Origin of the sequence: Roseivirga echinicomitans (assembly GCF_001592935.1) — a bacterium.
In the GTDB taxonomy this organism is placed as follows: domain Bacteria; phylum Bacteroidota; class Bacteroidia; order Cytophagales; family Cyclobacteriaceae; genus Roseivirga; species Roseivirga echinicomitans.
Genome location: NZ_LRDB01000050.1, coordinates 413,673 through 425,390, shown reverse-complemented (window position 1 = coordinate 425,390; position 11,718 = coordinate 413,673). Strand labels below are relative to the sequence as shown.

Here is an 11,718-nt window from a genome sequence, read left to right as displayed (position 1 = left end):
TATTGCTCTTTACTTGAGGTGATATGAAATCATCACCAAAGGATCATTTGTATCAAACTTGCTAGCGAAATCCAAAAAGGTCTGTTCTTTTTCATTGAACTGCCTTTTTTCCTCTTGCAATTTGTTGGCCCTTTTCAGAACGTTTTCGGAGTCATAGATCATGATAAGATCGCGGTTGATGACTGAGTGAACCCAATAAAGGGGTATGCCACCATCAACATCATTCTTAGCGGTTGAATTTATAATTGATGATTTCCTTTCCTGACTATTGTAAATTAAGTGGTTATTTCCACTCCCTTTAAATCGTGTTATTAGGAAATCAGAGCTTCCTTGCAGGTCTGGGTTATGGTATACTTTGTCTTTTAGAGTTCCCGTAAAGTCTGAAACAGAAAATTTTGGATCAAAGGTTTCATCAGGAAGGGGATTGGAAGAGAAATTAATGATAACCCCGGGAGTGAACTTGTCTCCCCGTTTTCTATAGATCGTGTCATTAAAGTAGGTGCCATAATAAGTTTCACTACCTATGTTTTTCAAAATATTTCTCTCTTTAAAAGAATGTGGGTTTTTACCATTATGAATCTCCAGCACACATTCTGATTTTTTTGTCTCCAAATTATATTGTACCACTTCACAGGGTTTTCCGTTTTTCCCTAGTTCATTTGGGATTTTGCCTGTTTGAAATATATAATTACCCTCAACTTTGGTAAATGCTTGAGCCACAAAAGGTAGTTTCTCACTTTTCTCAAAAACACCATTGTCGTTAAAGAAGATCAATTTACCTCTAGCATCCAGCACTTCAATTTTGCCTTTGTCTATTAAGAAATCTTGAACTTCTAGGTATTGGTCGGGTCCTTGCCCCGGCTTGGTAATGGCAAATTGAAAGTTGCCTTTTAAATCATAAACCGAGAGTGATCGACCCGAGTAGTAATCAAAAATATAGATCAATTCATCTTCAATTAAAACTTTGTCAATTCTATAGGCACGGTGATCTGGGTGGTCTTTGAGCGCAGTATAAGTGATGTTATCTATCACATCCGACAGTTTGCTTTCTTCAATACCAACAACAGGAATGACCTTAATATCTTCTGAAGTAGATAAAGATGTTTGCTTTTCAGAATTAGCCCCACAAGATGAACTAAGAAAAATAATTGTGATGATTAGTCCTGAAATTAGAAGTGCTTCCTTGGTTGTTCGCATGATTATAGAATGAATAAGTGATTGCTAATCGTTCAGCTTCTTTACTTGAGGTGGTATGAAATCATTACCAAAGGGTCGTCTGGATTAAACTCGTTAACGAAATCCAAAAAGGCCTGTTCTTTTTCATTAAACTGGCTTTTTCCTTCTTGCAACTCACTCGCCCATTCCAGAACGTATTCAGAGTCATAGATCATAATTATATCACGATTGTTCAATGCGTGAGCCCAGTAGAGAGGTAAGCCATTATCAACATCATTTTTAACTCTCCATTCTAAAACAGTTTTACTGCCTTTATTTTGATCATAAATCAGATGGTGACCTGTGTTATTATAGAATCTAGTAATTAGAAAATCAGCGCTCACTTGTAGACTTGCTGAATGATAAGCTTTGTCCCGATTGTTATTCTGGTAGTCAACGAATTCGCTAATTGAAACATTCGGATCAAATATTTCAGAGGGTAATGCATTGGGAGAAAAATCGAAAATGAATTGAGGCTTAAAATTTCCATCCTGTTTTCTATAGATCGTATCATTAAAACTGGTGCCATAATAAAACTCATTGTCAACTCTTTTTAGCATGTTTTTTTCCCATGAGACACTTAATCTTCTGCCATTATTGATTTCGAGCCAACAGTCTGATTTTTTCGTCTCCAAATTATATTGAACCACTTCACAGGGCTTTCCATTTTTCCCGAGTTCATTCGGTTTTTTACCCGTTTGAAACAGGTAATCATTACCTATTTTCAAGAATGCTTGTGGAGAGAAAGGTAATTTTTCACTTCTCTCAAAAGTGCCTTTTTTGTCATAAAAAAGCAGTTTTCCTCTAATATCTAGCACCTCAATTTTGCCCTGATATACTAAAAAGTCATGAACTGCCGCATATTCGTCTGGTCCTTGCCCCGGTTTGGCAATGGCAAATTGAAAGTTGCCTTTTAAATCATAAACAGAGAGTGATTTACCAGATGAGTAATCAAAGGTATAGAGTAATCCATCTTCAATTAAAACCTTATCAATTCTATGAATACGGTGATCTGGGTGGTCTTTCAGGGCGGTATATGTGATGTGATCAACTACATCCGACAGTTTGCTTGGCTTAATTTCGTCAATAGCAATCACCCCCATACGTTCTGAAGTAACTATGGCGTTCTGATTCCTAGAATTGGAACCACAAGATGAAGTCAGGAAAATAATTGTGATGATTAATCCTGAAATTAGAAGTGCTTCCTTGGTTGATTTCATAAATATAAACTTAACAAATATATTTTTGTGTTCTACCCAAATCAGTGCCACTCGGTATGCTATGGGGTAATAGGTTTGTTGATGTTTTGAATCTAAATTTGCAGGAGATAAAAGAACAATCACTTTAGAGATAAATACTCTACGCTATGCAAAAGACCATAAAAACCACGCTTCGTCCCGAAGAAGCCTTCACTCCCGAATTATTTGAGGCCATTATTCTGAAAAGGGCCAATATAACCAACCCTAAAAGTGCGAAAGTTAGACCACTAAAACGCTCAATAGATGCACGCTCACGCAATGTGAAAGTCAATATTGAAGCCCAAGTGTTCATCAATGAAGAACTTCCGCCAGCAATTTCCTACAAAAGAGATTATCCAGTAGTCACCAATGCTGAACCAGTTATTATTGTCGGTTTTGGACCTGCTGGAATGTTTTCCGCACTGCGTTTGATCGAATTGGGTTACAAGCCCATTGTCATTGAACGAGGCAGCGATGTTCAGAAAAGGAGACGCGATCTTGCTGCCATCAACAAAGAACATGTTGTGAATCCTGAATCGAACTATTGTTTTGGAGAAGGTGGGGCAGGCACTTTTTCTGACGGTAAGCTTTATACCCGTTCAAAAAAGCGTGGCGACATTCTCAGAACCCTTGAGATTTTAGTCGCCCATGGTGCTTCCGAAGATATTTTGGTAGATGCACATCCACATATTGGCACCAACAAGTTGCCAAAAGTGGTGCAAGAAATCAGACAGAGTATTACGAATGCCGGTGGAGAAATTCACTTCGATACCAAAGTAGCTGATTTTCTTATCAAGGAAAAAAGAATGACAGGAGTGGTTTTGGCAGATGGCTCTAAAGTAGAAGGCTTGGGCGTAATTCTTGCTACGGGCCATTCAGCAAGAGATATTTTCCATTTACTACAGAAGAATGAGGTATTGATTGAAGCCAAACCTTTCGCTTTGGGCGTAAGAATTGAGCATCCGCAATCGCTGATCGATAAAATTCAATACCATTGCGATACGGACAGAGGTGAGTTTTTACCAGCTTCCTCTTACGCATTGGTTCATCAGACGTATCATGAGGGCAAACAAAGAGGCGTATTCAGCTTTTGTATGTGTCCTGGTGGTTTTATTGTTCCAGCTGCAACTGCTCCAGGAGAAGTGGTTGTCAACGGAATGAGCCCTTCTAGAAGAGATTCAGCCTTCGCTAATTCTGGTATTGTTTCGGCAGTTGAACTGGAAGACCTTACCGCATACTCCAAATTTGGGGCTTTGGCTGGAATGGAATTCCAAAGAGAAATTGAGCAACGCGCTTGCCAGATTGCTGGAGGTACTCAAGCTGCACCTGCCCAGCGCATGACAGACTTTGTCAATGGCAGGGTTTCACCTTCCTTGAACGATACTTCCTATCAGCCTGGATTGATGTCTGTGGATATGCGTGAAGTGTTGCCAGAGTCGATTCACTTGAGATTGAGAGACGCTTTTAAAGGCTATGCTAAGAAAATGAAGGGCTATTACACCAATGAGGCGCAAATAGTCGGAGTGGAGAGTAGAACTTCTTCGCCAGTACGAATTCCAAGAGATAAAAACAGCTTGGAGCATGTGGAAATCAAAGGCTTATTCCCTTGCGGGGAAGGAGCAGGTTTTGCTGGAGGTATTGTTTCTGCTGCCATGGATGGCGAGAAATGTGCTGAGAGCTTGATTGCTGGTTTGAAAAGAAAGTAAAGAATATTAGTGCTAATGTAAGAAAGGACAGAGTCCTTAAAGATAGAGTGTCACAGGTTCTGCCAAAGGACAGATAAATCGGAGAACCTGCGACAGTAGTTAATTAATTCTCGTTTTCAACGAAGATGATATCGTAATTCATAGCCCACGGTTTAAACCGTGGGCTATTTGCGAGAATGGCTTTAGGTAATGGTTTTAACTATTTTGAAATCATTTAGCTCTTTATATTCTCCTTCTTATATTCTTCAATTTCTTCTAGAAAACCCATCGCATCAATGACTGAAGTCCATTCTGGGCTATTGAAAAGTACTTTAAACCATTTCTTATTGGCGTTTCGGTAGTTGATATTTCTATACAGCCAAATCCCTAACCAAGTAAAGAGCAGCACTGTGGGTACGTGAATACCCCAAAATGTTTCGGGAGATGTCTCGATCCATTGGAATGAGATAAACCAAGTAGTAAACACAGGCATTTGTACAAAGGATAAGCGGACGATCCAGAGAAATGAAGTCTGCATTTCATTAAGCTTTTGCTGCGCTTCCACTACTGTTTTACTATTGTTGGCTTCATCCATAAGCACCAAATGCTTAATGTAAGTAGCTATAGCAATCACGGTTACTACTAAATGAATACCTGCAGACACCAGAAAGAAGATCTTTGAGAATTCAAGGGAATGATAGATTAAGAAGCCCACAAAGGCAACCCATAAAATCCCAACGACTATGGCAAATATCTTTACGTTTCGGGCCTTCTTTAAGGCTGAAGTGGCTTTTTGACGTTTTACTTCTTGTAGCAATTCAAAATTGATGGCCAGCGATTTCTCAAGTTTAGCATCTTGCGCTTTCCATAAGTCCATGATATCTTTCTCTTCCATTTTTCTAGTGGTTATGTTGTGAAAAACGAACGCGCAATTTTTCCCTGATCCGACTAATCTTGGTCGCGATATTAGATTCTGAAAGCCCCAGAATATCAGCCATTTCTTTATGCGTTTTTTGTTCCAAGTAAAGCAGCATCAGCGCCCTGTCGAGCTCTTTTAATTCACTAATGAACTGCTGCAATAGGTTTAAATTGGATTCTAATTCAGAACTGGGTTCTTCTTCCTTTAGGTTGAAAATACCTTCTGAAATGGAGGTTTGAGTGGCTTTTCTTTTACTGTCCTTTCGGAAGAACGAAATGGCGACATTCAGCGCAATTCTGTAAATCCAGGTAGAGATTTTGAAACTGTCATCGTAGCGATCTAAGCTTTTCCATAGCTGAATGACGATTTCTTGCACAAGGTCTTTTCTGTCTTCCTCATCTTTACAGTAGGCATTGGCCACTTTATAGATGATTCCCTTGTTGCTTTCAATCAGTAATTCAAATGTGTCTTTCTCGGTGGATGTCATTCTTAGTCTCGAAAGCGTTTTCAATTCGTTTACCCATTATTCGCAGAGACTTACAAAATATCACATTTTAAAATGAAAAATATTTAAGAGGGGGAAATCAACGCTTTTTCAGAAGAAGTAGGGTTGGTTAACGAATAAAAACTATGATCAGTCTTTTCCTAAAATGAAATCCACTGCCGCCTGAGAATGAATATGGGTAGTATTAAAAATAGGGACATTCAGGTCACTTTCAGAAATCATTAGGGGGAATTCTGTACAGCCTAGAATAACACCCTCAGCACCCTGCGAAATCATTCTGTTGATGGTGTCCAATGCATATTGCTTAGACGATTCCTCGATCCGACCAAAAGTCAGCTCTTTCTGAATAATCCGATGTAGCTCTTCAAAGACTTCTGGGACTTCAGGTACCAGTACTTCTATACCAGACTGCCCAATTCTACCCGTAATAAAATCGGCTTCCATGGTAAACTTCGTCCCAATAAAACAGACTTTTTTAATGCCTCGTCTTTTGATGGCTTGGGCTGTGGCATCAGCAATATGCAGCATAGGAACTTCAAGGGTTGCGCTTACCGTGTCGAATACTTTGTGAGGCGTATTCGCGCAACACATAAGCGCTTCTGCCCCTGCGAGTTGAAGTCGTTTACCTGCATCGGTAATTAAATTAGCAATTGCGGCCCAATTTCCTTCTCGTTGGTATTGATGTATTAAAGACTGGTTCAGGTTAAAAAGTAGTAAAGGTGGGTTGGTGTTATCGCCAAAATGCTCGTTTACCGCCTGATTAATATCGCGATAATACTCTACTGTGGAATGCCAAGAAGTTCCTCCCATTAAGCCTAGTGTTTTCATTTTTTATTGTTGGTCAATTCAATAGTACATAAAAGTACAGGATTAAGTCATCCCTTAGGTTCCGAGACTTTGGAATTTCAGGATTATCTTAGTCTTAGGAAGAATATGTCAGTACTTATTACCCCTTCATTTGCTGCACGGCAAGAATAAGGCTGTCGGCCATTTCTCTCTGTTCATCATTTTTGGCAAGGGTTTTGGCCTTTTCTAGCTGTTCAATTGCTACATCATAATCGCCTAATAGACCTTTGGAGTAACCCAATAGGGCTGCGGCTTCAAAGTGTGTAGGATCCAATGCAGCGGCTTGGGTAAGCAAGTTGGCCGCGAATTGAAGCATGGCAACATCTTCTTGGTCTTCAATAATCTCTAAGCCATTACTAAATAGAAAATCGACTCTAGCATCTTCAGCCACCTGATTGTTCATATAGCTATTCACCTCAAACTGGTATTTTTGATAAGCCTTACGCTCTCCGAAATAGAGCTTCTTAGTAATGAAGGCTGCCTCTGCAATTTCTACTTCAGGGAGAAACTCAGGTAATACTTCGCGAATCAACTGATACAACAGGTTTTCATCACCATACTTTATGGCCAGTTGCAGATTGTCGTTATAGATTGTTTTGAAATAATCTTCATATTCGTCTAAACCGTGGGCTTCAATAATCTCGTCTTTATTGGTTATGATGTAGCGGTAGGGTACAGAACTCAACTGGTTTTCAAACCTAGATACCAACCACAGGTTTTCGAGATTATCCAAATAGTCTACAAGTTTCAACTGACTGATGTAGTCTTTGGCTACTTCGGCTGCTTGTTCAAAATCTTTATTTTCAAGAATTCTTATCAGTTCGAGCTTCTCGTCATTGGTAGCAATTAGGTCATTGTATTTCTCTTGTAGTCTCGGTAATAGCGCAAAATCATCCACAGCCCTTTGACCGTAGGCCATTAATTGTGGGGCAGGAACAAAGCCTAAAATGGTATCGAAGACTTCTTGTTTTTCGGTAAGAAAGAGCAAAGTAGGTAAACTGGATATTTTAAATGTATAGGCCAATTGTGTTCCGTATTCCGATTCGGTATCAAATTTTACGTTGATAAAATTATCATTGAAATATTTGATTACCTGATTGTTAGTGTATACTTCTTCATCTAATTGATGACAGTAGGCGCACCAGTGGGCATAGGCATCAACGAACAAAAGCTTGTTTTGCGCCTTGGCCATTTCAAGTACCTTTTGCCAGTCCTTTTCGTTCTTGATTTCGTTGAACTGAAGTGGATCACTGGCGAAAGTGAGGGTGGAAATAAATAATGATATTACTACTAATGGAACTCTCATAAATCTTTTGGATGTTCGGAATCAAATAACGAGTGTACTATACTCACATTGCAAGTGCAAAGTTATTCATTTAGTTTCATGTCAATCGTTAATTATAGTTAAGTGAAAAGAACAGTAATCATAGGGAGTAATCCCAAAACGAACAATTACGCATTTACGGCAGCCAATAGGCTTCAAGACCATGGTCATGAATTTATTCCTGTAGGCATCAGCGAAGGCGAGGTTTTAGGTAAATCAATATTGAATATCAATGATAGACCTGAGATCGAAGCTGTGGATACAGTGACGCTGTACATCAATCCACAGCGACAAATTGAGTGGTACGATTATATCCTTTCCTTGAAGCCAAAGCGCATTATTTTCAATCCCGGAACTGAGAATCAGGAACTTAAAAAGCTGGCCGAAGGGCAGGGCATAATTTGTGAAGAAGCTTGTACTTTAGTGATGCTTTCGGTGGGCAATTTCTAAGTTATTTTGCGTATCTTCGTACGTTGTATGAGGGCGGTCTAATATCCTTAAGATTTAATTCCTAAACCGACCGTAACCTCCTTTTTTAACAGTTTTTATTCACAATGAGCGAAGAGAAAAAGAATCAAGAATATTCAGCGGTTAATATCCAGGTTTTAGAGGGTTTAGAGGCGGTTAGAAAGCGGCCAGCCATGTATATTGGAGATATTGGGGTTAAAGGACTTCACCATATGATTTGGGAAGTGGTGGATAACTCCATTGATGAAGCCTTAGCAGGCCATTGCGACACCATTACGGTAACCATTGAAGAAGACAATTCAGTAATTGTAACGGATAACGGTAGGGGAATTCCTACCGACATGCACGAGAAAGAAGGAAGGTCTGCGCTAGAGGTAGTAATGACGGTACTTCATGCTGGTGGTAAGTTCGACAAGGATACTTATAAAGTGTCTGGTGGTCTTCACGGTGTAGGTGTATCCTGCGTTAACGCACTTTCATCAATGATGCTTGTAACCGTTGAACGTGGTGGCTTAGAATTCCAACAAGAATATTCAATTGGTATTCCCAAATACCCTGTAAAGCAAACGGGCAAATCTGATAGAACGGGTACTACGGTTCACTTTAAGCCAGATGATAGTATTTTCACTGTGCTAGAATACAAGTATGAAACCGTTGCAGGTAGATTAAGAGAACTCTCTTTCTTGAATGCCGGTATCACAATTACCCTAACGGATAAAAGAGATAAAGACGATGAAGGAAACTTCATTGGTGAAGTATTCCATTCTGAAGGTGGTTTGAAAGAGTTTGTTGAGTACTTAGATGCGACTCGTGAAAAACTGATTGAAGAGCCGATTTATATTGAAAATATTAAAGGCGAAGTACCTGTTCAGGTGGCCATGAGCTATAATACTTCTTATGCTGAAAATGTGGTTTCCTATGTAAACAACATTAACACCATTGAAGGTGGAACTCACGTTTCTGGATTTAGAAGGGCTTTAACCCGAACCTTGAAGTCCTATGCAGACAAATCTGGTTTGCTGGACAAGATTAAAATAGACATTACTGGAGACGACTTTAGAGAAGGGCTTACGGCCATCATTTCTGTAAAGGTACAAGAACCTCAGTTCGAAGGTCAAACGAAGACCAAGCTCGGTAACAATGACGTTATGGGCGCTGTAGAGTCTGCGGTTGGAGAAACACTTCAATATTATTTAGAAGAAAACCCAAGAGCGGCCAAAACTATTGTGCAGAAAGTAATACTTGCTGCTCAGGCACGTCATGCGGCCCGTAAGGCCCGTGAAATGGTGCAAAGAAAGAACGTTCTTTCTGGTACTGGTCTACCAGGTAAACTGGCGGATTGCTCCGAGAAGGACCCTGCACTTTGCGAATTGTACCTTGTTGAGGGAGATTCTGCGGGTGGTTCTGCTAAGCAGGGTAGAGATAGAAACTTCCAAGCGATTTTACCATTAAGGGGTAAAATTCTTAATGTTGAAAAAGCACAAGAGCATAAGATTTACGATAATGAGGAGATCAAGAACATGATCACTGCATTGGGCGTTTCTTTTGGTACTGAAGAAGATGAAAAGGCTTTGAACATGACCAAGCTTCGTTATCATAAAGTGGTAATCATGACGGATGCGGATATTGACGGTAGCCACATTCGTACTTTGATCTTGACTTTCTTCTTTAGGTACATGAGGCCATTGATCGATGCTGGATACTTATATATCGCGCTTCCTCCGTTGTACTTACTCAAAAAGGGTAAAGACCAGCGTTATTGCTGGGATGAGCAACAAAGGGCTCAGATCACTAAAGAGATGGTTGGAGAATCAGGCAAAGAAGATTCCGTAAACATTCAACGTTACAAAGGTTTGGGAGAGATGAACCCAGAGCAACTTTGGGAAACTACAATGGATCCTAACTCTAGAAGTATGAAACGTGTAACGATTGAATCGGCTGTTGAGGCAGATCACTTGTTCTCGATGCTTATGGGCGATGAAGTGCCACCACGTAGAGAGTTTATTGAAAAGAATGCAAAATACGCTAAGGTTGACGTTTAAGACCTTATAACAATAGATTAAAAAATCCCGTTGATCATGAAGATCAACGGGATTTTTATTTTAGATCATAACTAATTATTAATCAGTAATTTTAAGCGTATTTAGTTTAACTGATTGTCGAATATAGTCAGTGTTTTATTCCCCTGACTCCGAAACTTCGGAGAAGGGTCTAATGCAACAGTAGAAGAAAGGGCGACTACTGAATTTCCCCAGAGCCGATTAACTCATTCTTATCATACCAAGCCACAAACTGCCCAGGAGCAATTCCTTTCTGGTAGTTTTCAAAAATGACATAAAGACCATCTTCTTCCATAAACAATTCCGCTTTGTCAAGCTCCTGTCTGTATCGAATCCGGCTGTCATAGGTCCTCGACTCTCCTGATTTCAAAGCCAAGTCAGGACGTACCCAGTGTACTTGTTCACTTGGAACGAACAAGCCCTTTCGTAATAGGCCAGGATGGTTTTCGCCTTGGCCTGTGTAGATCACATTTTCTTTGGTGTCTTTCTCAATGACAAAAAGCGGTTCCGGAGTTCCGCCCACGCCTAAACCTTTGCGCTGGCCTATAGTATAATAGTGGGCTCCGCTGTGTTCACCAACTAACTTGCCGTCCGTTGGAGCATATTCATAAGGTTGTGTAAGGTGTTTTAGTTCTTCTAGTTTTGTATCAAAGTGAGACACTCTTTTTTCTAAGAAAGTATTGAAATTAGTTGAATTTGGGGCCAGTTCCCTGATTTCACCTTTTTTAGGTGATAATTGTTGTTGTAGAAAATCGGGTAATCTCACCTTGCCGATAAAGCAAAGTCCTTGCGAATCCTTCTTGTCAGCCGTAATGAGGTCGGCCTCTTTGGCAATGGCCCTTACTTCAGGTTTTTGCAAATGCCCGATAGGGAAGAGCGCCTTGGCCAGCTGCTCTTGGCTTAGCTGACATAAGAAATACGACTGGTCTTTATTAGCATCTGCGCCTGCTAAAAGGCGATGAATCTCTTTTCCATTTTCAACAATGGTTTCTTTTTGGCAGTAATGCCCAGTAGCCACATAATCCGCTTTGAGCTTCAATGCTGCTTTCAGAAAAATATCGAATTTGACTTCGCGGTTGCAAAGAATGTCAGGGTTAGGTGTACGCCCTCTTTCGTATTCGGCAAACATGTAGTCCACAATACGCTCTTTGTATTGCTCGCTTAAATCGATTACATGGAAGGGGATACCGAGCTTTTCGGCTACGGCCAAGGCATCATTGCTGTCTTCAACCCAAGGGCATTCCTCTGAAATAATCACAGAATCGTCTACCCAATTGCGCATAAACATTCCGATTACCTCGTAACCTTGCTCCACTAACAGATGTGCAGTAACACTTGAATCTACACCGCCCGAAAGGCCTACCACTACTCTTTTTGCCATCAATTTGAATTCTGAATTAGGCTAACACCAATTCTGCAAAAATAGTTGATTTGAAAATTAAAAAGTAATGTTGATTT

10 protein-coding genes are annotated in these 11,718 nt (G+C 40.1%); 3 read left to right on the top strand and 7 right to left on the bottom strand.

Annotation, left to right across the window (positions count from 1 at the left end; translation table 11 throughout):
• Positions 1-9: 9 nt before the first annotated feature.
• Positions 10-1,197: a 6-bladed beta-propeller gene (locus AWN68_RS16010; protein WP_068417922.1), complete on the bottom strand. Its 1,188-nt coding sequence runs from the start codon at positions 1,195-1,197 to the stop codon at positions 10-12.
• A 41-nt stretch (positions 1,198-1,238) separates the two neighbouring features.
• Entirely contained in the window at positions 1,239-2,435 is a 1,197-nt protein-coding gene (locus tag AWN68_RS16005; RefSeq protein WP_157716285.1) for a 6-bladed beta-propeller, read from the bottom strand.
• Between the two features lie 146 nt (positions 2,436-2,581).
• On the opposite strand from AWN68_RS16005, the gene AWN68_RS16000 reads away from it, so the two are divergent.
• On the top strand, positions 2,582-4,159 hold the full coding sequence (locus tag AWN68_RS16000) for an NAD(P)/FAD-dependent oxidoreductase (RefSeq protein WP_068417916.1): 1,578 nt from the start codon (positions 2,582-2,584) through the stop codon (positions 4,157-4,159).
• A 214-nt stretch (positions 4,160-4,373) separates the two neighbouring features.
• Here AWN68_RS16000 and AWN68_RS15995 read toward each other — a convergent pair whose 3' ends face one another.
• The 4 genes from AWN68_RS15995 to AWN68_RS15980 form a co-directional block, all read right to left on the bottom strand.
• The gene (locus tag AWN68_RS15995) at positions 4,374-5,033 is read right to left on the bottom strand and encodes a hypothetical protein (protein ID WP_068417913.1); all 660 of its coding nucleotides are present in this window, start codon (positions 5,031-5,033) and stop codon (positions 4,374-4,376) included.
• 4 nt (positions 5,034-5,037) lie between these two features.
• The gene (locus AWN68_RS15990; protein WP_068417910.1) at positions 5,038-5,544 is read right to left on the bottom strand and encodes an RNA polymerase sigma factor; all 507 of its coding nucleotides are present in this window, start codon (positions 5,542-5,544) and stop codon (positions 5,038-5,040) included.
• A gap of 147 nt (positions 5,545-5,691) precedes the next feature.
• On the bottom strand, positions 5,692-6,390 hold the full coding sequence (locus AWN68_RS15985; protein WP_068417907.1) for an aspartate/glutamate racemase family protein: 699 nt from the start codon (positions 6,388-6,390) through the stop codon (positions 5,692-5,694).
• A 118-nt stretch (positions 6,391-6,508) separates the two neighbouring features.
• On the bottom strand, positions 6,509-7,714 hold the full coding sequence (locus AWN68_RS15980; RefSeq protein ID WP_068417906.1) for a thioredoxin fold domain-containing protein: 1,206 nt from the start codon (positions 7,712-7,714) through the stop codon (positions 6,509-6,511).
• 102 nt (positions 7,715-7,816) lie between these two features.
• Here AWN68_RS15980 and AWN68_RS15975 point away from each other — a divergent pair, with 102 nt between their 5' ends.
• Complete coding sequence (locus tag AWN68_RS15975; RefSeq protein ID WP_068417903.1) at positions 7,817-8,182, top strand: CoA-binding protein; 366 nt, start codon at positions 7,817-7,819, stop codon at positions 8,180-8,182.
• Between the two features lie 104 nt (positions 8,183-8,286).
• The gene (gyrB, locus tag AWN68_RS15970; protein WP_068417901.1) at positions 8,287-10,242 is read left to right on the top strand and encodes a DNA topoisomerase (ATP-hydrolyzing) subunit B; all 1,956 of its coding nucleotides are present in this window, start codon (positions 8,287-8,289) and stop codon (positions 10,240-10,242) included.
• Between the two features lie 196 nt (positions 10,243-10,438).
• Here the strand turns inward: gyrB and mnmA are convergent, their stop codons facing one another.
• Positions 10,439-11,641 carry a tRNA 2-thiouridine(34) synthase MnmA gene (gene mnmA / locus AWN68_RS15965; RefSeq protein ID WP_068417898.1) on the bottom strand — a complete coding sequence of 401 codons (1,203 nt, stop codon included), beginning with the start codon at positions 11,639-11,641 and terminating at the stop codon, positions 10,439-10,441.
• Between the last annotated feature and the right edge of the window lie 77 nt (positions 11,642-11,718).

What these genes read in the sequence shown, in the direction of transcription:
- AWN68_RS16010 (WP_068417922.1), bottom strand. Translation starts at nt 1,197, where the DNA reads ATGCGAACAACCAAGGAAGCACTTCTAATTTCAGGACTAATCATCACA.
- AWN68_RS16005 (WP_157716285.1), bottom strand. Translation starts at nt 2,435, where the DNA reads ATGAAATCAACCAAGGAAGCACTTCTAATTTCAGGATTAATCATCACA.
- AWN68_RS16000 (WP_068417916.1), top strand. Translation starts at nt 2,582, where the DNA reads ATGCAAAAGACCATAAAAACCACGCTTCGTCCCGAAGAAGCCTTCACT.
- AWN68_RS15995 (WP_068417913.1), bottom strand. Translation starts at nt 5,033, where the DNA reads ATGGAAGAGAAAGATATCATGGACTTATGGAAAGCGCAAGATGCTAAA.
- AWN68_RS15990 (WP_068417910.1), bottom strand. Translation starts at nt 5,544, where the DNA reads ATGACATCCACCGAGAAAGACACATTTGAATTACTGATTGAAAGCAAC.
- AWN68_RS15985 (WP_068417907.1), bottom strand. Translation starts at nt 6,390, where the DNA reads ATGAAAACACTAGGCTTAATGGGAGGAACTTCTTGGCATTCCACAGTA.
- AWN68_RS15980 (WP_068417906.1), bottom strand. Translation starts at nt 7,714, where the DNA reads ATGAGAGTTCCATTAGTAGTAATATCATTATTTATTTCCACCCTCACT.
- gyrB (WP_068417901.1), top strand. Translation starts at nt 8,287, where the DNA reads ATGAGCGAAGAGAAAAAGAATCAAGAATATTCAGCGGTTAATATCCAG.
- mnmA (WP_068417898.1), bottom strand. Translation starts at nt 11,641, where the DNA reads ATGGCAAAAAGAGTAGTGGTAGGCCTTTCGGGCGGTGTAGATTCAAGT.